The following is a 21522-nucleotide window of genomic DNA, read 5'->3' on the forward strand; positions in this document are numbered from 1 at the left end:
GTTATTATTTAATTGGACTTTATTATTTTCCACAAATTTTGCTTATCTTCGTGCATAACATATAGTATCATTATAGGTTTGTCGGTTTTTGCTGTAAATTTAATACGTCGTGAAAAGCCAGGAACTAATGAATCAGGTAAATCTATACGTATTCCATTCAGCATTACATTAAAGCCATCACCCTTTAAAGGAATAACACCTTTGTTGAAACCAAATCTCATAATATTTACGCCAATAATTTCGAAGTTTATTTCATTATCGTTGTTACTTGTAACAAATACAAAATGCGGAGTTGGCTCCATGAAATAATTGGCGCTTAATTCAATTTCAATTTCCCTATCTGTTCTTTTAATAAAATTTGCAGAAAGATTATTCACCTGCGTAAATTTCGCATGGAAAGTATCTTGACCTTTGACAAGCTCAACCATAGAAGTTATGGTAGCTTCTAAGCCATTATTGAACAAATCAAGATATAGTGTCTGTGTCAGTATTGCAGGTAAGTCACAGCTATCCATTCTCACAGGTATAAGACGTACCAATCCATTAGAGGCTTTCATTAGTGCATTCTGCCACTCCATATTTACCATATAGCTCTTTAAGCTATTGTCAGATACGAAGAAGAAAACAAAACGGCAACTTCCAAGACCTTGATTCATTTTATCAATGATCCCTTCTCCAGGTTTTATAGACCACGAATCATAGAACACCTCATCTTGCCCAAAGGCGTTTGCCAATCTTATAGCAATAGGCTCTACTACAGGCTTATCTTTAGAATTATGGCTAATAAATATTGTGTACATTTAGCATATATATTTGGTTATTAGAGAAGCTCTGACACTAGTCTGTTTCGTTTGGTTCTAGTTTATTTCACACGGATTCCATTGATGACACGGATTTTTCAACTATGTTTTGTCTTTGGTTATCTGTGGAATCTGTGTGAACCTTCTATATGATATTTTACAAACTTAGCCGACCTTCCATTCTCTCATAGTTCTCATAGGAAACAGGGAGCTTTGTAAGAGTGTCAGTCATTTCTTTTACAAAGGCGTATGGCATTTATCAATCAACTTATATTGGTATTACCAGTAGCATGCATTTTCTACTTTTTTCGCATCCTTGGGTACATTCTCTGGTGAAGGATGAATCCAATATTCGTTTATCATTTTTGATATGCGGTGATTATTCTGCCATCGCGTGCCGATGATGCCGAATAGAACCTGGGTCCAGCCAGCAAGGTGCACAGCCTGCTTGCCCATTTTCTTTACATAAGCAGCCAGTGGCATGCCGTAAGCACCACAACCAATAAGGGCTATATCGAAATCTATCTTTGAGATATCATTTTCCATCTTCTCAAGAGCATCAAACCAGGTTTTGTATGGAGTCTTAATACCAAGCATAGACTGGACGCTCTTATAAGTGATAAGCTCAAACTCTGGTAGGACATTAGGATCCTGCCAAATTTCTTTTCTGTGATTTTTATATTGAGAGGCTATATCCTCTGCGAAAGGATGCACAACAAGTACTTTCTTACCAGCAAGCTCCATAGTCCATGGGGCTTTATAGTAAAAAGGTGCGTAATATCCATCTAAGTTAATCTTTTTAGCACCCGCCAACTCGTCTTTGAAGATTCTCTCATTGCTTATATAGCTACCAAGAACATCTATCTCCTTCAATGCCTTATAGTTAATATCATAATATTTAGGCAATAAGGAAATATTGTTTGGGAAGAAGCCAGATAGAAGGCAAAGTTCATTAAGGGCATTATTATCTACCCACCCTAAGGTTGGTATTTTACCTTTGATAAAATCAATGTACTCCTTTAAAGGATGATGTTTCTCATTTTGAATGTGATACATCACAATCGTATTAAGTTCTATTGTTCCAAACTTTGATACCATACAAGGTTTATTACTGTGAAGTAATTCCCTCACATAGTCGTTGGCATCTTGGTCGAATAGTTCCACATAACCGAAATATTGTGTTCCCTGCCCCTTATTGTCTGTTTGGGGAACAAATATACGATGGCGAAGATTAGCTATTTTTCTAATTGCCTTTAGCAAAAACTCAGTATTCGTCATAATTTTGTATTTTCTGTTATGTTTAAAAAGTTGCTAAGCCCTTTGTAATAACAAAGGCTGTTCGTGATTTTAATTCATCCAAATCTTTACGTAGAAGTTTTTCCCCTGTGTCTTTTGCCGGGCTGCCAGCTATTAATGAGTATGGTGGTAAGTTGTGTTGACCTATTACCAGACTATTAGCACCAACAGTGCACCAATCGGATAAAACAGTTCCCTTCAATATAGTCACACCTTTACATATCCAAACAAAGTTGCCAATTGATATGGGGTTAGTAAAAGGCCTCTCCGTTTTCTTTCCTTCGCCGTTAATCTTATAACAATCGTGAAAATCGGTATCGCTTATTTGAACATTCCATGCACAACTAAAGAAACGACCTAATGAGATGCTCTCATAACAGTTTATGGAAGTTTCTCCCGTCATACCAGTATTTTCACCAATTTCAAGTTTTGCTCCTTTCTTGATTTCGAGTCTACAACCATTACCCATAAGGGTAGGGCCGTTAAAAATGATGGTTCCCTGGTTGTATAGCCAAAATCCTTTTGTAGTACATGTTTTCTCAGATTGCTTTCCAAGTTTGATCATCCCAAAATAAACAGACTTTGACTTTACTATCACCCCCCCCGATGTAAATGACCAAAATACGAATTAAAATTCATATGCGGTCTGTAGAGGAGTATCGGACAATGCACAGCCTGGTGTATGGGTAAATTGAAGAAATTGTATATAAGTGTTTTTCCCCAACTCACTTCAAGGAAATCTTTGAAAATACGAAATATTTTGTTTAAAATCATTATTTGCCAATTGAAATAGAGTTAACTATAAATGCGGACCTTTACCTTTTTATCTTATTCAGGATAATATTCTTAGCCCATGTCCTCTCACTTTTGGTAAAACCTATGATCCATATCATAAAGAATGAGAACAGGAACATTGCTCCAGCTATTGCAAAAGATACTATATAGGAGAAAGACATCTTATAAAGGATCAAAGCCAGAATGCATGGTATAGCAAATGTCGCAATTTCTCTTAATGTGACTTCTATCAAATACCGTTTTACAGGATAGATAGGTAATATGGATTTCAAAGCAATTAATTCTGCAAAAAGGCACGAAATTGCAGTTCCTATCAATACATATAAGAAACTTATGGCTGGACCACCCATCTTATAAATTACATAAACAACAGGAACTGCGAGCAACATAACACCACCATTGGCTAATTGGAAATTTCGAATCTTTCCCGTAGCCTGAGCTACATTTTGCAATGTTCCTCCCATCGTATTTGCTTGGACATACAAAAGAGAGAACATACTAAATTCTACTGCATACTTGGGGGGATTTACAAGCCAAATTTCCAAAAGGGGTCGAATGATACTGATGATAGGCAAACTAATTAACATAAATAAGAAGAAGCCAAATTTACCACTCTTAAAATTGACTTTGAAACAGTACTCATAATCGCCGGATGCATAAGACTTTATGATTTGGGGGATAGACGCTCCTAAGAAATTGGTTGCGAATGATGTTACGGCAGATTGTACATTATTCGATATTCCTTTTGCTGCATTAAACAGGGGACCGAAAAACATATTAATAAGCATGTTCATGCCCTGCCCATTTAATGTCCAAGCAAAATTTCCAATCAAGCTCCAACCTGAATAACCAAACAATTTCTTAAAAAGTGATTGAGACCAATAAAACTTATATTTACAGTTCTCGAATTTGTGCAAACAATATATTCTGTATATCATTGCAACCACAAACTGTATTAGAGCCAACAATATACCATAGGCGATAAGCTTATCTGTGAAAGCATACTGTAGTAGAATTACTATGCCCAACTTAAGCATGACCTCTATGATGCTAATATAGGCATAGGCATTCATATGCTCATGGCCAAAAATTGAAGCATTATAAGGTACCTGAGTGACAGATATCATTAATGTAAAGATAGAGCACTGCATTACCCAGAATGCAGCATCAAGCCTTTCTGCTGGTATAACAAGCTTATTGTAGAAGAACCATAGACCTATTGACTCACATAGAACAAAAAGCAGCAATGCCATAATCATATGAACATTCAGAAGCATTGAAAAGGTCTTCTGCTGTTGTTCAATTGTGTCTTTAGCAATGCCAAAAGCAATAAAACGCTCCGTTGCTTGCGCTAAAGCAGCATTGAGAAAAGCGAACATAGATACCATGCCGCCAACGACATTGTATACACCATAGTCTACTACACCCAATACTCTCAATACGACTCTCGATGTATAGAGAGCAACAAGCATGACCAGTATCTGTCTCAGATACAGGAAGAGCGTGTTCTTCGCAATTCTTTTGCTGTTATTTTTAAGTTGGTCTGGTTGCATATTATATCTACATATTTGCTATCCTATACTATTATTTCTTAATGTGGCAATTTAAAAGTAATGATAAAGAGACTGCTTTATGCTATAAGTCAAGAACTATTTCTTTAGATCGATTAATTTCAAATGCATCGTAAACGTCTATTATTCCATGAACTATCTGGAAGCGCCCTGTTTATGGACGTCCCCAGACTTTACTCATAAATGTTAAACTTTCGTTATTAACAAACTTTTGCGTAATAACAGGGCAAAAGTGTTTGATTTGAGATATTCTCGTCTGCAAACTTCACCAGAAGATCCTTGATGTAAACTACCGGTGAGATTGCATTCATCGCGCAGCTTTCAACAACAGAGAACATAAAAGCTACGTTCTTTGCTGAACGCTCGCTGCCGATGTTCAAACAGTTCTTCAATGTTCGTTTGAAGTGGCGCATGTCCACCGGATCCGGATAGATGTAATAGTCCTGCTCTGAAGTGAAGGATATCATATCAGCCTCCGATCTTTTGCAGCATCGTACAGACTTCCTCGATACTACAGTTGAACATGCGGAAAAAAGTCCCGTTATCAAACCTGACACTGAAACGCTGTATTTCTTGATCTGACTTAATAGCTGGCTGACCACCATCGGGCTGGGACTCGTCCGGAACCACCTCAAGCCTGACCGGACTGCTGTCTGTCTTAGGCCGGGTGTATCTGTCCCAGAAATGTTTTCTATAGTAGCGATTGACATTTGAATAGTTGTAATCGTTTTCCTCGCAGAACCGTTTCATTGAACCACTGCCTCCATACATTCTATATTCCCTGATGATGGCCGCATAGTCCGGTTTGTTTCTTTTTTCTTCCATTGTGTGATAAAATATTATATGATTATCCTCAACTGAGTGATTTTCTTCAATCATAGATTCTGTGCTGAAACATCGGCCTATAGGACATAGCCGCAACAAGTAGCCTGTCAAAAAGTCTGTCACCAAATGATCTGCGGTTGAACTTCCAGCAGAATTCATCCAGATAACTCTGAAGGAACTCGTCTTTGATGCCATGATACATATCAAGCAAAAGTGACTTTGCATTCGATATGGCAGTGTGAACCCACGGCAGTATTTTCGATGCCTGCTCAGGAAGGGTCTTTATGGGATATACCTCTTTAAAATAACCTTTGAGTTTCGTATGAGATCTGGAGTCATCCGTGATTATTCTGGAATCCGCTGCAACTGCGACCTTTGAGACTTCGGTAACGGTACAGGCCTGTACATCAGGAACGACCTTCATTTTTATATGACCTGACTTGCGATCTTTCTTTCCTTTCTTCTGTTTATTCTCAGGAACTGCTTTACTTTCTATCATTACCAGAACTTTTGACTTGCGCTGACTTCCTGCGCCTGCCTTCCGCTTTTCCTGTTTCTTTGTCTCGTCTGAATTTTCCGTGGAAAAGAAGGCTTCGTCAAGCTCAATACTCTCGGACAATTGATATGTGGTATCGCGCTGCCCCATTACCGACCGTAGTTTATGCATCATCTCCCAAATTGGCTGATAACGCTTATGACCCAACTGGCGCTGCATTTCAAGGGCCGAGAACGTTTTCCGCGTGGAGGTCAGCAGGTGTATGGCAGTGAACCAATACATTAATGGTAATTTACTGTTATGCATTACGGTATCAGCCGTTAACGTCGTCTTGTGACCGCACTTCTTGCAAATCCAACATTTATTATACTTATCCCAGATTTGTTGATGACCACCACAGCGCTTACAGACAACACCAACTTTTTCCCGATGATTCTTGAGATACTCTTCGCAGGAAGCTTCATCGGGGAAACGTTTTGAAAATTCTATCAGTTTCATCTTGACGAGGTTTTGATAATTGATGCAAAGATAAGGAATATCGAGAAAACCTCAAAATTATTAATCACCTAATTGAGGATAATCATTAAATATTATTTCACACACAAAGGTATAACTTGTTTTTTACAACGCATGACGGAGAAATGGACGCTTACAACGCATAATTTTAACTATTGATGTCTTATTTTTAGTAGGAATATTTGCATCATCAATAAGTTGAAATATCCTATATAATAACCTAAAATGTACAGATGCGATACTGTAATAAGTTACATAAAACTTATTGAATATTTCTATTGCTTTATCCCGTCTTTCCTCATAGTTCTTACCCGTAATAGTTTTACCATCTTCTTTACAAGAATTAACTATATTACCCAAATCTTTATATTTATTAAGAGTATTACTATATAAACTAAAAAGTATTTTGAATTGTTCATTGAATTGTTGGATACGATAAACGTCTGCAGTTTCTTTGTTAAGTTTACTATTGTCTTTGTTGGCATTAATCTGTTTTTTAAGAGTAGAAGCCAATAGGCGTACACTAATATATGCTACAAAAGTCCCTAAAACTCCGCCTATTAAATCGCCATAAGCTCCAAAAAAGGTACTTGATTCACTGCTATTTTTCCCATATATAAGAGTTAGCACAAACCCAGCTGTTAGAAGAAGAAATGCTACTCCCGCAGCCAATTCCAGTCCTGTTACTATTTTCTCCCAAGGTTCCTGCGAGTTCTTGAGCTTAACAGAAGAAGGTACTATTTCTGTTGTATTGTCCATGCCTGCACTTTTTTTTACATTGTGAACACCTTGAGATGATTGAGAAGTAGACCAATTTGGATAATCATCTGACTTGCTACGATTGTTACTCCATTGTAAAGGATATAAGTTTGATAAGTCATCAGTTCCTCCATTAGAAACTGGATCTAGATGATCTATTTCCCATCCATACTCTGTTTCCTTTCCATACTGATCTCTTCTAATCCATGCGCCTGCATAATCCTTTCTATATATGTTGGGATCATTGTTTGCTTCTTGTCTAGCTTTCATCCATACTTGTTGTATGGTGCTTTCATCAAAATTAGCCATATAAATATCTTTATTTGCTTGATATATAAATGTTCATTTTTTATTGATCTTCATACCCTAATGAACAGCATCACCATAGAGAGGTTCACCGTGTTCTTAGTTATTCACTTATTGTTTACTGATATTGCTATAGACATCACTTGATTTTGTTCGTATCCAGTTTATGGTCTGTTCCCAATTTATGTCCACGCCCTATAAACAGGACACTTCAGAGTGTGCATGATTTCAAGTTCCGAATAAAACTGAAGAGATTTAATTGATGCGCAATTAGCATGGTAACCGATTCGTAAAATCACAGCAGTTATTAAAGTTTTCAGGCTATAGAACACAATGACCAAAATGGTGCATAATGGTATACCGAAATGGTGCATAATGGGGTAGCGAAATGGTGCATAATGGTATACCAAAATGGTGCATTATGGTCACCGACAGATTGTGACTTCAATCATATACAATAGTCCTATTCATCTCTACTCTCTCCAAACGCAGCTCCATTCTCTTCGCCTTCATCCATCAATCTTTGCATGGCGGCCATCATCCTCAACTGTTTGGGTGACGGGGGCTTGACTCCGCGCTGGGCCAGATCAAGATAGGCGGGAAGTTGACAATCAGGAGTTCCTGTTTGTTGAGTACACTGAGGATATTGATGGGATTAGTCATCATGACAACGGCTACCCGGTGGACAGTCTCGTCTTTCTTCAGGTTCGGGCTGACATAAAGGTCGAGTTTCTTGCAGATCTGTAGGAGCTCAGCCTTAGTCTGGACGGCTAGAATATCCGGAAATGAGATGCCGGAGGTAAATGCCGTATTATCTATAGTAATCATAATGGTGAAATTGTGGTTTGTATCAGATTGATGTCCATACCCTGTCAAGTATGATTTCCGTCCGTTAAATCAGGTCACTGACACTCGCCTGCTGAACCAATTGTATATACAGATCCCTGGTCATCAAAAAGGTAGGAACGACGGACAGGTTACATCTTACGGCGATCTTCTTCAAGTTACGGGTAACGTTCTGACGCTGCTGGATGACTTTTCGAAGGGCTTCTTTACGACTGCGTGTAGTGACGAAGGGAAAGATATAGGAAGTCTCCGAAGGATAACGGGCGGCAATTTCCTGCATCTGGGGATCCCAGCAGACTGTTCTCGTAGGGTTTCCCCATGTATGTGAAATATAGGTAAGCATACCGTCCTTAAGATCACTTTTCCTGAGAAAGGCAATGTCGGTGAAACTCATTCCATGAGCATAGATTGAAAAAAAGAACAGGTCACGGGCATAGGCCTGAGATGCGGAAATACCGGAAAAGTCAAAATGACGCAGGCGCTGAAGTTCCTCCCGGGTAAGCAGCGTCCGATTCTGTTTGGGAACGGTTGCCTTGTTGACCAGCCGGAAGGGATTGCGACGTACTGTCTCTCCTTCTTTTACGGCCTGCCTGAAGATGGTACACAACTGAGCGAGGTAGAAGACTACAGTAGAGTGCTTGAGTCCCCTGTCATACAACCAGGATTCGTATTTCTTCACCAGTTCCTCATCAATTTCATCAAAGGACAAATCATCCTTGTCTAAGAACTGAAGGAAGCTGTGCAGGGTCACTTCCCTGTTGTCGGCTACCAGAAATTTGCCTGACCGGTTCAGTTCCTGAATCCATTGATGGGTAAAGGCTGCGAAAGTCATCATTCAGCGGTGTAATGTTATCCTATTCCTGTCGGGGTCATTGGGATCACCGCAGTTCGCATCCAACATACTTTTCACTTCCTCAAACTGCTCCTTATGTACGCCGCCGACAGCCACAACCATATCTCCAATCTTCATCACGAGTTTCCGGTCACGGGCAATGCGGATAAGATAACCTTCCTGACCTTTCAGAATGCCGGTCAGCACCCGTAGCCTGACATTCCCTTCTGCATAATGCCCGATGGGATGCTGCAAGATACGGATCCGTGTAGGATCATCCTTTATAATTTGCATAAATGGCTGCATCTGACTATCGGGGATGACTGCCGGAACGCCGGTGTTGTGATCCCTGATCAAATGGAGGAAAGGATAATGCTCATGCAGGTATTGCTTAAGAAAGTCCGTACTGCCCTGCAGAAAGACGAAACCACTGATTGAGGGTTTCTCTATCTCTTTAACGCCATGCCGGGCTTTCTCGTAGAAAACGGACCGGTGGACAAAACAGCGGCAGTGCCCATCCTTGTTGACTTCAGCTTCAAACTTTTCTACCTTCTTGCTGTGGACGAATAGATAGCCCCATGAGGCAGGATCCTCAGCCCATTTCCGACTGATGTTTTCTTCCTCCGGAGACGTTCTCTCTATCGCTTGACCCGACTCTCCGTCAGTCCAAGTAACGTGTTTGCCCTTTGGAGAATAATTGTTCTCGTCGGCTATAGTCGGGGTTACAGTACCATCCAGTTTCACAGTTTCCCTGATTATTTTATGTCCTTGCCAGCTGCCATCTCCGATGGTACCGGCGTATTCGAAAGTACAGAAGTTTTGTTTACCATACTCGTATCTCTTAACACTTGTAATCCATTATTTTTCAGGCTCATAGCCTGTACGTAACAACGCCTTTACTCTTTGTAAAAGGAGTATTACTGTGCAAAGATACATTTTTTCCATGATTTCGGGCAGCTTTTCATCCATTTTCTTTCAAGAGCAGAAAAATTCTTCACTGATGTTTGCCAAATCCGTTACTCTTTGACTTTATAAGTTATTGATTGATAAGGACAAATAGAAGACGCCCTGTCTTACAAAGAGAATAGAGACACATTTGTAAAACATTCTACTGATCAAGAGCAACAACCTGCTTTATTTCCTTCATTTTCCCGTTATTTCTCACAATCCGACTCGTTTTCCGGTTTCTTTCCATTCCAGACCGTTATAGAAAATAGGTAAAGGAAAAAAGGAAAAGAGGCGCGCTGGCCAATTATCGATTTTAGATCGCGAAACTGAAAACCATTGACAAAAATCCATCAAAAAAGGATGTGTCAAATTGAACACATCTTCCCTGATCCTTACAGTCAAATCCGACTGTGAACGAAAAAATCATTTGGTTTCAGCACTTCCTTCTCACGCTTCTGATAATCTTCCGATTGGCCCGGTTGATCTGAGAGGTATCAATAGAGTTCAAATAAATCTGCGTGGTCCTGTAGGAGTTATGTCCCATGCCCTCGCTGATGACAGCAATGGAAACGTCCAGGTTGCGAGCGATGCTGGCCCAGGAATGACGGGCCACGTATGTAGTAAGCGGGATCCTCAGTCCGATCCGGTCCCCTATTTCCTTCAGATTACGGTTGACTGTCTGCTCTACCTGCCGGTACCTGTGGTAAGCCGTATCGTCGTCCTGCTTCAGGATAGGAAGCATAAACTGTGTATTCTGTGTCTGACCGGCATAACGGTCGACGATGTCCTGCATGGGCTTTTCCCAGGCAATGGTCAGGGACTGGTTGGTTTTCTTGCGGCAATAGGTGACCAGACCACGTTTGAGATCATCCTTCCGCAAGAAGGCCATATCAACAAAAGGCATACCTCGCATATAAAAGCTGAACATGAACAAGTCACGGGCAAAGGCCAACGGTGAGTCCTCCCGCAGATCAATACGCTCGATGGCACGGATATCACTGATGGAAATGGCCCGTTTGGTGGTCTTACCGTAAGAGATATGCACATGCCGGAAAATGTCACGGTCATCCGTGAGGCCGGCCTCCACGGCCCTATTATAGAGCGTACGCAGCGTACGCAGGTAATAAGCGATGGAGTTCCTTTTCAGTCCCCGATCAACCAGCCACGCCTCATAGCGCTCCATCAGGTCGGCTGTCATGGACTCAAAGTCCAGGTCTTCTCCCTCACGGAACTCCCTGAAACGGCATAGGGCATCCGTATAAGTTTTTGTAGTGCCGATGCGTTTCATTTGTGACTTCTTCTCTATTTGAGTTTGAATGAAACTGAAGACGGTCTGGACGGGCGGCAACTGTCGGAAGGTCTCAATCAGATCATCAAGGGTATAAGGAACACAGGACTCTTCTTTCTGCCGGATCATCTCCCGCATCTGCCTCAGCTCACCGTCCACTCTGGACTGGACGAGTTGCAGGTGGATTCTCCTGTCCTCATGTGCCTGGTCTTTGGGAAGGATAACCGACCCTTCTTTCTCATTCCACTCCTGCAAGAATAGATGGTAACCGGAACTTATCCACCGTACGATTCTGTGATGAATTACCTGATAATAAAGTGTCCCTTCCTGATTTGTCACGGTTGAGGGTCTGAATTTTACTTTTATTGTCGTCATGTTTTTTATAGTTAAAATGATATGCATCTGTTATGTCAGTCCAGTTCAGGTAATGGAATCCGTATCTCTCCAGCCATCCTGAAAATCCGCACAAAAATTGATTCCGGACCCCTCGCTATTTCTTTTTTAGTCCAGTCGGCAGAAAGCCTGTCGGCCTTTTAATGGACATTTCCGGTATTCTCCGGGCGTAGGATGAGCCTGAAAAATAAATTTGCGACAACTCATCACTGATTTAGAATATTTTATTTGCATAAATGAAATTAATTCGCGAATTTTGCTACAACTTAGATATTACAGATATGAACGAAATCATAGAGCAGGTTACCGTAAAGGAAATGGGCAGCCGTTTTGCCCGGATACGAAAGAAAATGGGGCTCAGCCAAAAGCAAGTTGGCATACAGCTTGGTGTGACACAAAAAAAGATTTCCGCTATAGAAAGCGGAAGCAATGTCCTTTCTCCATTATTTCTTGCCATGATATTATTTTATATCCAGCATGTTTCAGCCGAAATGTTATTTTCTAAAAAATTCGATATTGAAGATCCGCACCTTTTCGATAAGAATTATTCCCTGAATAGTGTTGCTAAAGCTAAATTACAACTCTTCAGTGATCAACTGGCAGATGAATTAGAGGGAAAGAAAAAAGAGTGGATCAACCGGCTGAAGGAAACAGCCGATTATCTCTGACAAACAACCGGTTTGCAGATTCATATCGCTTTCATATATTTTATAAATTCTCTGCTATTCTTCTTACCTGTGACACATAGTTTATATCACTTGCATAGCCAATTTCATTCAGGAAAACATAATAGTCCCCACCCTTGTATTTGTACTGGACATAATCCCTGTATGCCTTGACGGAATCCTCCCATCTCCTGAACTCATAGTATCTGCCGTCATCCGGACGGCGAAGTCCGAATAGGTTGTTATATTCCGTGCAAACAGGACTGCTGAAATATCCTGTTTCCAGTATAGCCTGTGCCATGACAATCTTCTTGAATTTTAAATCATATTTCTCCAGAATATGGTACAGACTGGCTAAATTCAGTTCTTTATCCGGCTTTGTTCCAAACCTCAAGCAAGCCATTTCTTCCTGCAACCGGCCGATATACTTATTCATATAAGCAATAAACGGTTCAGGGTTGATGCTTTTTCCATCCTCACGCGTCATCCTGATATGCAGGTGTGGTCCCGTGCTTCTTCCGGAGTTGCCACTGATACCCACGACAGTACCGGCCGGAATCTCCTGTCCCTGTCTCACTGTGATGGCACTCAGATGACCGTACAGGCAGCGGAAATCTCCATGATCCAGCACCACATAGTTGCCATACCCTCTTCTGCTAAAATATACCTTTTGCACGATAGCAGGAAGCATGGCATAAACCCTGGCGTATTTGCATTGCAGATCAATACCATCATGAAAACGGCAGCACTTGGAGAATGGATCCCTGCGATAACCATAGTCCGAGTTCATCCGAAGAAAATCCAATGGAAGGCAAACGTTCATCCTTTTAGAAAGCAGACCAAACATTAGACTGTCTGTAGCATTGACAAAAAGTGGAATATCCTTTTCAATGTCTATTTCTACCTTCTTACCTTTTTCTAAAGGGAAGAAATCCAACTTTCCCTTAGGATCGGAATCCCTGGCTTTGAACTCAGTCATAACCTTTTCAGCCTTCTTTTCTTTTTTTGCAGGATCATGCGGCTTCAAGGGCTGAATGGTGTAAAACTGTGCTCTTGCCACGCCAGAAAACACTAATAATGTTAAAAACAAAACTTTCCTCATTTAAATATCCGTTTATTGGGATAAATATATAACTTTGCGACAAAGTTAGATAATTATTAGGATAATCAAAAGAACATGTTTGAAAAAAATAAATTTCTGGAAGAAGAAATTCCATACGGGCAGTTTTTGCTCCTTGGAATAGACCGCCGCACACTGCTTTCCATGCCCAAGGAAGTATTGGAACCATTAGTAGACGGAAGGGTAACACCTGTCATACAGGGACGTATTGATACTAAGAACGGTTATTCATATCGCATACCCCTGAAGCTTCAGCTCGTACACGATGTCGGGGATCAAGTGCAGTTGATGACCTATCCCTTGCACAAGAAACTTGAAAACACGCTTCATCTGAACGACAGGGAGTTGGAGAGGGTTTCCAAGGGAGAAGTCATCCACAAGGAGTTTATTGAGAAGGATGACACCAGAAAAATGCGTTTTGTCCAACTTGACTCTGAGACCCAATCATTGATGTACCGGGATATGGCTTCCGTCAAATTTGCTGCCAGGCTGAAGGACATGGAGAAGGTTAAGGATATTGAGTTGGGTACCAGTCAGAAAGAGGCTGCCCGGGAAGGCAAGCTCGTGGAACTGAATGTCGGTAATGAGAAAGTTACAGTCGGTGTAGACCTTCATGAACCACAGGGGTTCAAGATTGTCAATGGGGATATGGATGAGTGGAAGCGCCAGACCGCCATCCGTTATGACATAGACCACCCCGAAGTCATGGGCTATGTGCAGACCGACAGGAATCGCTGGGAGTATCAGCAGCTGCAACTCCATCAGACAGGAGAGGAAAAGAAGGACTCCAGGAAAAAAGAAGAAAAGGAAAGCAGCGGACTGAAACGCTGACCTTTCAACACAAGAGTCTCCCACCTCACACAAGGAATCTGTAAGATCCTTCATTTGCTACATCTTATTACTAATAATCAAAGGTATCTCTGGACAAACAATAAGGCAAGTCTGTCATTATCATATCAGAGAGTAAAAATCAGGTACACCTCTTTGCATCCGTAGCAGACTACCGGAAAGTAAGGAGTCTGGCTCATGGGGTGAAATGTGGGGACAAGAACAGTATCCATATTGCAGCCCGTATGATGATCGGTACCGTCAAGGCTCTCGGAGCAGGCAGGTTCTGTATACTCGTTCCCATACCGGGGCATGAAGGAAGGGCAAATTATACCAGAGAGCTCTGCGAAGAGATTGGACTCCTCACCGGTATACGGACAGCGGATGTCTTGAGAGGAAAGCACCACCTGCCCCTTTACCAGGCCAAACGCAATGACATGAAGGCCGAAGGCATCCGCATTGACTTTAGGTTGATCTGTCCGATACCTAAAGGAGTCACCCCTATCATCGTGGATAATGTCCTTGACACCGGACATACTGCCTGGGCTGCCATCAAAGCACTGGGTGATCCGGACACACGACTTGCCGTCCTTGGCAACACACGCCATTATACCTTAAACAAAGAAGTGAATTTCGCTCAAATGAATATAGAGAATATGAAAAACCAAAAATTTAATCCGGAAGAGGTAAAGCAGGTAAAGACCGCTCAGGACAAGTCCAGAACTGCATCCGGGAAAAAGACTGCTACACAAAATAAGAGTACGGCAAAAGCTTCTGCCAAGAAGAAAGCGAAGAATGATTCCCTTGCTGCACAGTATGCGGAGTTGAAGGAGAAACATCCCGATTCTATCCTGCTCTTCCGGCAGGGAGATTCCTACAAGGCTGTCAATGCAGATGCTTCAACAGTAGGTAATCTATTGAACCTTCCCGTCACCAGGCCTGAAGACAAACGCGGCGGTGATCTTCTGGCTACTTTCCCCTGTCAGGCTCTGGATACCTATCTCCCGAAACTGGTCCGGGAAGGAATGCGGGTGGCCATCGTGGAGGAAGCCGGAAAGCAACTGAAATCCTCTGATGGAGGATACAGGAAAGGGATCAAAGAAAATACCGAAGATAAAGGCAAGAAGGAATCACGTGCTCCCCAGCTCGTTACCATCAACGGGCAGAAAGTCACCCACGCCCATGCATTTCAGAGTACAAAGAACCCGGGCACCTGGTATTTCACGGCGAGACTTGATGGCAGGCAGCTCCACCCCATCATGATGAAACCCGCCGATGCGAAAGCCTATCAGAATAGAGACTATACCATTGACCGGTTCATGCGCACCTACTATCCGACCAAGATGGAAAAGAAGGTGACACCGGAGCAATATAAGGCTGATATGATTCTTTCTGACGGACGCCACATTGAAAAGATGAATGTCTTCAAGGAAAGAAATGAGAACCATGAGGATTTCGGTAAATATAAGCTCTTCGCCAGAATTGCCGGTCAGGAGAACGGCATGGCCGTCGTTATGAAAACGGAAGACCTCAATGCCTTTTTTGACCGTGTGACCACCCCTGCGAAACTCGTGGAGAAGAATTTCGGAGAACGGCTGAACCTTGCCTCTGCCTACGGAAAATACAAACTTCCGGAAGGTATCCCCATAGATGATATCCGTATTACCAAGGACAAGGATGGAGAGTGGAAGATTTCTGCCAAGGTCGGAGATGCCGGGCGTACGGAGAAGGAACCGCTCAACAAAACCGACCGTTATTCTTTCTTTGAGTCCCATACCGTAACCCGGGAACAGCTGGCCGCCAAATACCTTTCGCCGGACATTCAGAAGACCTTGTCGCAAAAAAAGGAAGAACAGCAGGCTGGGCTGAAGATCTGAGAGAATATTCATCTTTAAAAGAAAAGATTATGTCAGAAAGAACTTATGATGAACTAGTCCAACTCCACCAGAGCAGTAAAATTACCTGGCTCCAACTTGTGGAGCAGTCTGAAGACAAGGATGATTTTATACAGTGGTGTAAAGACCACAATGTAAAGCCTGATGACAACTATGCCGAGTTGTATCTGGAGCAGACTGAGGAAGAAATGTCCTTCAGTCAGGGTAATTGGGACAGTTACGAGAAACTACAAGGACAATAGCCTTAAGAACGGCAGGCAGAAGGAAGCGGCTCTAAAGAACATTCTCTCCGACAATTACACAAAGGAAACAGTTCAACAGGTTAAGGTCCAAAATAAAAGAATGAAACTTTAGACGAGAACTATGGCAAATATTTTTGACGAGCTCAGGCAGAAGGTCAGCATTGAAGAGGTAGCTTCCTGTCTGGGCTATAAGGTTAATCCAAAGGCCGGGACCCGTGGCGCCTACCTCGAGATGCAACTCTTTGGCGGAGGGGACAAAAAACTTGATACTATTGTCATCCGCAAGGGACGGAACGGCAATGCCGATTCCTATTTCCACAGGAGCACAGGCACAGGCGGCAGCGTCATTGATTTTGTCCGGGAGAATTGCTCCGGACTGGGCGCCCGTAGCGGTAACAAATGGAAAGATGTCTTTGATGTCTTTTCCAGGTTCACCAGCCTTCCTCGGGAAGCCTTTCATCTGGAAGAATCTGCTCGGCAGTGGGAACAAGGCAAGGCTCCGGAGAGCTTCGACCTCAGCCGCTTTGAGGTAAGGCCTATAACGGAAGATCCGGACACTGCCGGTTTGATCTTCGGTCAAAGAGCCCTGTCAGAAGATACCGTCCGCACTTTCTCTCCATGGATTGACCTGATACGAGATACCCATTCCCCCTATACCCATCCCTGTCTTGGTTTTCCCTATAGAGAACCCGGGGCTGACCAAATCGTGGGTTTTGAGCTTCGGGGCTATGGAACCTTCAAAGGCAAGGCTTCCGGTACGAACTCTACCACGGCTGCATGGATCGTGGATATGTCAGATGGACACTACCCTCCTGATGTCCGCAATATTTATTTTGCGGAGAGTGCATACGACATGATGGCTTTCTGGCAGCAGAACCGGCTTGCACTCAAACCTGAAAGCGCTGTTTTTGTCTCTGTGGGCGGACAGCTCTCGTCCCGTCAGGTTTCCGGATTGATGAACTATTACCCCAGAGCCAATATCGTAGACTGCTTCGACAATGATGTCTACGGCAGGATCTATGGCATCCGTACCGCCGCCATCGTCTCAGATATTCATCTGCAGGTGGTGAAATGCGACGACTGCGCACGCTTCAATGCCAACGGCAAATGTTTTTCCATCCCTCTTGATCAGGTCAGTACGACCGCATTCTGTAAAGAGGTACCGGTCAGCTCCCGATACCGGCAGCACACAGCCCCCAAGAATTTCAAGGACTGGAATGATGTGGTGATGGGACTTCCCGAAAGGGAAAAGGTCACGCCATCCAAACACCAGCGGGATGAGAAACTGGAGCACTACCGCCTGCCCGGCGTCAGACGTTAAACATTTTACGATGGTAAGAGTTAAAATCATCAGCGTACTTTTTCTTCTGGTTATCTCCCCGGGGCTTCATGCCCAGCAGATTGATCCGACACTGACAAGTGCGGTCGCTGCGCAGAGTACGATGCTGAAAGATATTTTCAAGAAGAGAGAAAATACCCAGCGGCAGATCATTGCCTCGGAAACTGCCGTCAGCGTTGCCCTTGACAGGGTACACAGCGTAGAAAACAGGATGCTGGACTATCTGGGCAATGTGCAGGGGGCCATGCAGAACCTCTATCAGGTCAAGCGTGCCACCGAACTTGTAGGTGTAGAGATACCCAGGAACATTTCCCTGCTCCGGCACTCCGTGCCCGGTCATTTGAAGGGTACGGCCATCACGGTGCTGGTCTCCGATGAGATTACCGATGCCTATACCCAGATGGCAAGCCTTTATCCCTTCATGAAGCAGTTGGTCACCAGTGGGATTTATAATATGGACGAGTATGACAGTCAGGGAAGGCCGGTAACGGAAAAGCATAAGGTTAACCTGCTCAGTTCGGCGGAACGCTATTATGTAGCCAATGAAGTAGTTACAAAACTGGAGAATATCAATACCGACCTCTGGCTGCTGGCATGGCAGATACGTACGCTGAGCTGGCAGGATCTCTGGTACGGACTGGACCCAGAAGGATGGGCTACCGTGATGAGCGGAAAGGCCGTCGTCGAAAGTCTGGTCTATGAGTGGCAGTATCTGTAACACTTCCCACAAAGAAGAACTATTCCATTTCATTTGAGATTTTAATTTGCAACGTGATTAAAGAGCCGTTTGAGGATGATGAGGACTTCGCAAATGATTGCACTTTAATTTATGGAACAAAAGGAAAAAACAATTATCAGTGAGCAACCGGTCTGTGATAAGGACATGACCAAGACATACCAGGGATATTCCTGTAAAGGAGTATCACCGGAAGGCAAGGCTTTCAACTTTATCGTTCACCATACTTATATGGGTGTGAATGTGACAGAGAAACTGGCAAGAGAACTTGTAGAGAACTGCCGGACAGAACTTTTGCTGTTTTCTCAACCCGGCGGACAGCATGACTTCGGACGACTAGTATTGAAGGATGGCAGCGTGGAAGTGGAGATGGACAAACATTACCTTAAAGGCAGATGCCCGGTCTGCGGTGGCAGAGTCATTCACACCTCCAGGGGTTACTTCTGTGAGAACTACAGGGAAGAAGATAACAACAGTTGTCAGTTCCATGCTCTGGGCGTCCTTGCCTACCGCCAGATCACCGAGGATAATATGGATGATTTTCTGAGTGGTAAGGCGGAGATATTGGATGGATTCCGTTCGGATGACAACATCCCTTTCAGCGGCTGTCTCGTCCTCAACTCAAAGAAAATGCTTTCTGTCAATTCACGGATTTGCAGGTGTCCCCGTTGCGGTGGTATGTTACAGGTGGGGCCGACCTCTTTCCGATGCGAGAATTTCAATGATCCGGAACATCCCTGTAAGACCAGGTATTATCGCTATTACGGTGGAGTCCGTATCAACAGAAAGATGATGGAAGAGCTTTCCCAGTACGGTCATACCGTAGAGCCCCTTATCCTGACCAGGGAAGATGGACGCAGATACCCGGCCTGTCTCGCATTCAATGATTTGAAAACAAGAATACTAACATTGGAACAACGATGAACAACGAAAAAATAATAAGAAAGGTGGTTGTCCTGCCAGGTATCTTAAAAAACTGAAGAAGGCGGCAAGAGAAATACTTCCAATCTCAGGGATAGAGGTGCCTATCGTATTTTACGGTACGGTGGCTGCTATCCTAAGATTAGTGGATTCATTGAAAATTTCAATGGATATCTTCCCCCTTTAAAACTTATGACGCATTTTCTTTTATAACCACAAACATCAACTAACAAAAATCCTGCAAATATGAAAAAATTTTGTCTTATTCTTCTGGCCGGAGTCACCATCATGACCTCCTGTACCAGTAAGGACAGTCTTCACAACCTCGCGATGGAGAGTCTTCGGGAAAGTCTTTACTATCCCGACCAGATGAAAGTGATTGCCATATCAGACCCGGATTCCGCTTTCGGCATCAACTATTTTACCAGGCAGGAAATCCAAGGGATGCTCAGAACCATGAAGGTCGTTACGGACAGTATCATGGTCAGGACAGACAATATGACGAAGTTCAATCCTGATGATTATTATGTCATCAGTCTTGCCGACAGGCAGATGAAGGCAACCTCAGACATACGGGATATGCTCTTCAAATCCGAAAGAAAAGGAAAATGGTCCGGCTGGAAAGTCAAGATTGACTATCAGTCCATTGATCATAACGGACTCAAATACCGCTCCGAGAGATGGACTTTCATTGATAAGAAAGGTAACAATGTCCTCCGCACCTTTGATCTTCCATTGCCATAAACAAATAGCAGTAAAACTAAAACAAAAGAACCTTTTCGATAAAGTACACTATTTTTTGTCTGTGTTACTTCTTTATATTTTTATTGTTATAATGGCCTCCAGAGAAAGGATCTGTTCCAATAATGTCTTAGAATAATTGGTGTGCTAATCGGTTAAAGGCAAAATTACAAGGTCGTTTTTTTAATAAAATATATGAGTCTCTGCAATAAAAAACCGTTCTACAACTCAAAAGTCGTACTTCTCAATATTAATCACTAACTTTGTACTGAAAATAGCAAACAATATGACATTCGATGATAACGCCCTCATACGGCGGCAGAGTTGAAAAATATGGAATGCGTCAGGAACTTTCTTCTGGCAGAAGGGATAGTTGATGATGAAAGCTTTATAGATTTTTATAATGCCAATTAGATAATAAAAAGGAGGCATATATGATAAGAGTTGTTGATAAATTAAGAGAACATCAGTCTCCTACTCCGTCAAAATGGCGTGAGAAGGCAGAGTACAGACGTGCCAACAAAGAGTGGCTTCGCCGTTCACAGCAGATTGCTATGATGATGTATGATAAGATGGAACAAATTAGTATGACACAGACGGCCCTTGCCACACGCATGGGATGCAGTCAGCAATATGTTTCAAAAGTTCTTAAGGGTACGGAGAATCTTTCAATAGAGACAATTTGCAAAATCGAAAATGCGCTTGACCTGGCTATATTACCCGCAGAGGTGGAGAAGGTATAATCATGCCATTTTCATTGGGATAGTCAGATGAACTGTGTCAATGTCATTTTTTATTTAGTTGTTAACCTCATCAGAAAGGCACGATTTCCAATCGTGTTTTTCGGATGAGGGACATTACGGTCAGCAAAGTTACATAATCTTGAATCTGTCTCCAAATTTTATAGCCAATTGCTGAGCCGTGAGTCCCCAATTCGATATCGGCATGGTCCATTTCCTGCGTATGTTGCGGTATGCCAGGTAGACAAGCTTGTAGAGGGCATCATCATTGGGGAACACCCCTTTGTTCTTCGTTACCTTACGAACCTGACGGTGATAACCCTCAACGATATTGGTCGTATAGACAATTCTTCGGATATCTGCATTGTACTGGAAGTACCGGCTGAGATTGTCCCATTTGTCACGCCATGACCTGAGGACGATCGGATAGGTCTCTCCCCATTTTTGCTCCAGGGAATCCAGCTCCATTTCCGCCTTTTCCTTTGTCGACGCTGCATAGACCAACTTGAGGTCCTTGAGAAACTCCTTCTGATTCTTACTTCCCACGTACTTCAATGAGTTGCGGATCTGATGGACAATACAGAGTTGTACGTCGGTGTTGGGAAAGACACTCTGAATGGCATC

The 21522-nt window shown here is 42.8% G+C and carries 23 protein-coding genes; 9 read left to right on the plus strand and 14 right to left on the minus strand.

Translation table 11 applies throughout. The features are described from left to right. Positions 1–8: 8 nt before the first annotated feature. The 12 genes from NG821_RS08835 to NG821_RS08890 all read right to left on the minus strand — a co-directional run bounded on the left by NG821_RS08835 (position 9) and on the right by NG821_RS08890 (position 11653). Positions 9–800, minus strand: a complete 792-nt coding sequence (locus NG821_RS08835; protein ID WP_252761297.1) for a toll/interleukin-1 receptor domain-containing protein — start codon at positions 798–800, stop codon at positions 9–11. A gap of 279 nt (positions 801–1079) precedes the next feature. Further along, entirely contained in the window at positions 1080–2078 is a 999-nt protein-coding gene (locus NG821_RS08840) for a hypothetical protein (protein WP_252761298.1), read from the minus strand. A gap of 22 nt (positions 2079–2100) precedes the next feature. Continuing rightward, positions 2101–2661, minus strand: coding sequence for an acyltransferase (locus NG821_RS08845; RefSeq protein WP_252761299.1), 561 nt, complete (start codon positions 2659–2661; stop codon positions 2101–2103). Between the two features lie 250 nt (positions 2662–2911). Next, complete coding sequence (locus NG821_RS08850) at positions 2912–4444, minus strand: oligosaccharide flippase family protein (RefSeq protein ID WP_252761300.1); 1533 nt, start codon at positions 4442–4444, stop codon at positions 2912–2914. A gap of 218 nt (positions 4445–4662) precedes the next feature. Next, positions 4663–4929, minus strand: a complete 267-nt coding sequence (locus NG821_RS08855) for a transposase (protein WP_252761301.1) — start codon at positions 4927–4929, stop codon at positions 4663–4665. Between the two features lies 1 nt (position 4930). Next, the gene (locus NG821_RS08860) at positions 4931–5287 is read right to left on the minus strand and encodes a hypothetical protein (protein ID WP_252761302.1); all 357 of its coding nucleotides are present in this window, start codon (positions 5285–5287) and stop codon (positions 4931–4933) included. 46 nt (positions 5288–5333) lie between these two features. Further along, on the minus strand, positions 5334–6281 hold the full coding sequence (locus NG821_RS08865; RefSeq protein ID WP_252761303.1) for an IS1595 family transposase: 948 nt from the start codon (positions 6279–6281) through the stop codon (positions 5334–5336). Positions 6282–6404: 123 nt separating this feature from the next. Further along, the gene (locus tag NG821_RS08870) at positions 6405–7367 is read right to left on the minus strand and encodes an HNH endonuclease signature motif containing protein (protein WP_252761304.1); all 963 of its coding nucleotides are present in this window, start codon (positions 7365–7367) and stop codon (positions 6405–6407) included. Between the two features lie 540 nt (positions 7368–7907). Then, positions 7908–8192: a hypothetical protein gene (locus NG821_RS08875; protein WP_252761305.1), complete on the minus strand. Its 285-nt coding sequence runs from the start codon at positions 8190–8192 to the stop codon at positions 7908–7910. Between the two features lie 64 nt (positions 8193–8256). After that, entirely contained in the window at positions 8257–9045 is a 789-nt protein-coding gene (locus NG821_RS08880; protein WP_252761306.1) for a tyrosine-type recombinase/integrase, read from the minus strand. Continuing rightward, on the minus strand, positions 9046–9786 hold the full coding sequence (locus tag NG821_RS08885; protein WP_252761307.1) for a hypothetical protein: 741 nt from the start codon (positions 9784–9786) through the stop codon (positions 9046–9048). 637 nt (positions 9787–10423) lie between these two features. Then, positions 10424–11653: a tyrosine-type recombinase/integrase gene (locus tag NG821_RS08890; RefSeq protein WP_252761308.1), complete on the minus strand. Its 1230-nt coding sequence runs from the start codon at positions 11651–11653 to the stop codon at positions 10424–10426. A 299-nt stretch (positions 11654–11952) separates the two neighbouring features. On the opposite strand from NG821_RS08890, the gene NG821_RS08895 reads away from it, so the two are divergent. Then, positions 11953–12339, plus strand: coding sequence for a helix-turn-helix domain-containing protein (locus NG821_RS08895; RefSeq protein ID WP_252761309.1), 387 nt, complete (start codon positions 11953–11955; stop codon positions 12337–12339). A 40-nt stretch (positions 12340–12379) separates the two neighbouring features. On the opposite strand, the gene NG821_RS08900 is transcribed toward NG821_RS08895, so the two are convergent. Further along, positions 12380–13438, minus strand: coding sequence for a peptidoglycan DD-metalloendopeptidase family protein (locus NG821_RS08900; protein WP_252761310.1), 1059 nt, complete (start codon positions 13436–13438; stop codon positions 12380–12382). A 75-nt stretch (positions 13439–13513) separates the two neighbouring features. On the opposite strand from NG821_RS08900, the gene NG821_RS08905 reads away from it, so the two are divergent. The 8 genes from NG821_RS08905 (at position 13514) to NG821_RS08940 (ending at position 20901) form a co-directional block, all read left to right on the plus strand. Beyond that, positions 13514–14287, plus strand: a complete 774-nt coding sequence (locus tag NG821_RS08905) for a DUF4099 domain-containing protein (RefSeq protein ID WP_252761311.1) — start codon at positions 13514–13516, stop codon at positions 14285–14287. A gap of 200 nt (positions 14288–14487) precedes the next feature. Then, entirely contained in the window at positions 14488–16161 is a 1674-nt protein-coding gene (locus NG821_RS08910) for a MutS N-terminal domain-containing protein (RefSeq protein ID WP_252761312.1), read from the plus strand. A gap of 29 nt (positions 16162–16190) precedes the next feature. After that, positions 16191–16421, plus strand: a complete 231-nt coding sequence (locus NG821_RS08915) for a hypothetical protein (protein ID WP_252761313.1) — start codon at positions 16191–16193, stop codon at positions 16419–16421. A 121-nt stretch (positions 16422–16542) separates the two neighbouring features. Beyond that, complete coding sequence (locus tag NG821_RS08920) at positions 16543–17742, plus strand: toprim domain-containing protein (RefSeq protein WP_252761314.1); 1200 nt, start codon at positions 16543–16545, stop codon at positions 17740–17742. A 10-nt stretch (positions 17743–17752) separates the two neighbouring features. Then, positions 17753–18478, plus strand: a complete 726-nt coding sequence (locus tag NG821_RS08925) for a hypothetical protein (protein WP_252761315.1) — start codon at positions 17753–17755, stop codon at positions 18476–18478. A gap of 111 nt (positions 18479–18589) precedes the next feature. Beyond that, on the plus strand, positions 18590–19420 hold the full coding sequence (locus NG821_RS08930; protein ID WP_252761316.1) for a hypothetical protein: 831 nt from the start codon (positions 18590–18592) through the stop codon (positions 19418–19420). Between the two features lie 243 nt (positions 19421–19663). Continuing rightward, on the plus strand, positions 19664–20161 hold the full coding sequence (locus tag NG821_RS08935) for a hypothetical protein (RefSeq protein WP_252761317.1): 498 nt from the start codon (positions 19664–19666) through the stop codon (positions 20159–20161). A 431-nt stretch (positions 20162–20592) separates the two neighbouring features. Beyond that, entirely contained in the window at positions 20593–20901 is a 309-nt protein-coding gene (locus NG821_RS08940; RefSeq protein WP_252761318.1) for a helix-turn-helix domain-containing protein, read from the plus strand. Positions 20902–21030: 129 nt separating this feature from the next. Here the strand turns inward: NG821_RS08940 and NG821_RS08945 are convergent. Beyond that, positions 21031–21522 (minus strand): IS256 family transposase (locus tag NG821_RS08945; protein WP_252761319.1); only part of this gene is annotated, 492 nt, incomplete at its 5' end.

It is taken from the genome of Segatella cerevisiae (assembly GCF_024054555.1).
Taxonomy (GTDB): Bacteria; Bacteroidota; Bacteroidia; order Bacteroidales; family Bacteroidaceae; genus Prevotella; species Prevotella cerevisiae.

Coding starts and splice junctions, on each gene's coding strand:
- NG821_RS08900 (WP_252761310.1), bottom strand. CDS start 13,438: ATGAGGAAAGTTTTGTTTTTAACATTATTAGTGTTTTCTGGCGTGGCA.
- NG821_RS08895 (WP_252761309.1), top strand. CDS start 11,953: ATGAACGAAATCATAGAGCAGGTTACCGTAAAGGAAATGGGCAGCCGT.
- NG821_RS08915 (WP_252761313.1), top strand. CDS start 16,191: ATGTCAGAAAGAACTTATGATGAACTAGTCCAACTCCACCAGAGCAGT.
- NG821_RS08920 (WP_252761314.1), top strand. CDS start 16,543: ATGGCAAATATTTTTGACGAGCTCAGGCAGAAGGTCAGCATTGAAGAG.
- NG821_RS08855 (WP_252761301.1), bottom strand. CDS start 4,929: ATGATATCCTTCACTTCAGAGCAGGACTATTACATCTATCCGGATCCG.
- NG821_RS08930 (WP_252761316.1), top strand. CDS start 18,590: ATGGAACAAAAGGAAAAAACAATTATCAGTGAGCAACCGGTCTGTGAT.
- NG821_RS08875 (WP_252761305.1), bottom strand. CDS start 8,192: ATGATTACTATAGATAATACGGCATTTACCTCCGGCATCTCATTTCCG.
- NG821_RS08935 (WP_252761317.1), top strand. CDS start 19,664: ATGAAAAAATTTTGTCTTATTCTTCTGGCCGGAGTCACCATCATGACC.
- NG821_RS08925 (WP_252761315.1), top strand. CDS start 17,753: ATGGTAAGAGTTAAAATCATCAGCGTACTTTTTCTTCTGGTTATCTCC.
- NG821_RS08870 (WP_252761304.1), bottom strand. CDS start 7,367: ATGGCTAATTTTGATGAAAGCACCATACAACAAGTATGGATGAAAGCT.
- NG821_RS08845 (WP_252761299.1), bottom strand. CDS start 2,661: ATGATCAAACTTGGAAAGCAATCTGAGAAAACATGTACTACAAAAGGA.
- NG821_RS08865 (WP_252761303.1), bottom strand. CDS start 6,281: ATGAAACTGATAGAATTTTCAAAACGTTTCCCCGATGAAGCTTCCTGC.
- NG821_RS08890 (WP_252761308.1), bottom strand. CDS start 11,653: ATGACGACAATAAAAGTAAAATTCAGACCCTCAACCGTGACAAATCAG.
- NG821_RS08940 (WP_252761318.1), top strand. CDS start 20,593: ATGATAAGAGTTGTTGATAAATTAAGAGAACATCAGTCTCCTACTCCG.
- NG821_RS08850 (WP_252761300.1), bottom strand. CDS start 4,444: ATGCAACCAGACCAACTTAAAAATAACAGCAAAAGAATTGCGAAGAAC.
- NG821_RS08840 (WP_252761298.1), bottom strand. CDS start 2,078: ATGACGAATACTGAGTTTTTGCTAAAGGCAATTAGAAAAATAGCTAAT.
- NG821_RS08905 (WP_252761311.1), top strand. CDS start 13,514: ATGTTTGAAAAAAATAAATTTCTGGAAGAAGAAATTCCATACGGGCAG.
- NG821_RS08835 (WP_252761297.1), bottom strand. CDS start 800: ATGTACACAATATTTATTAGCCATAATTCTAAAGATAAGCCTGTAGTA.
- NG821_RS08880 (WP_252761306.1), bottom strand. CDS start 9,045: ATGATGACTTTCGCAGCCTTTACCCATCAATGGATTCAGGAACTGAAC.
- NG821_RS08860 (WP_252761302.1), bottom strand. CDS start 5,287: ATGGAAGAAAAAAGAAACAAACCGGACTATGCGGCCATCATCAGGGAA.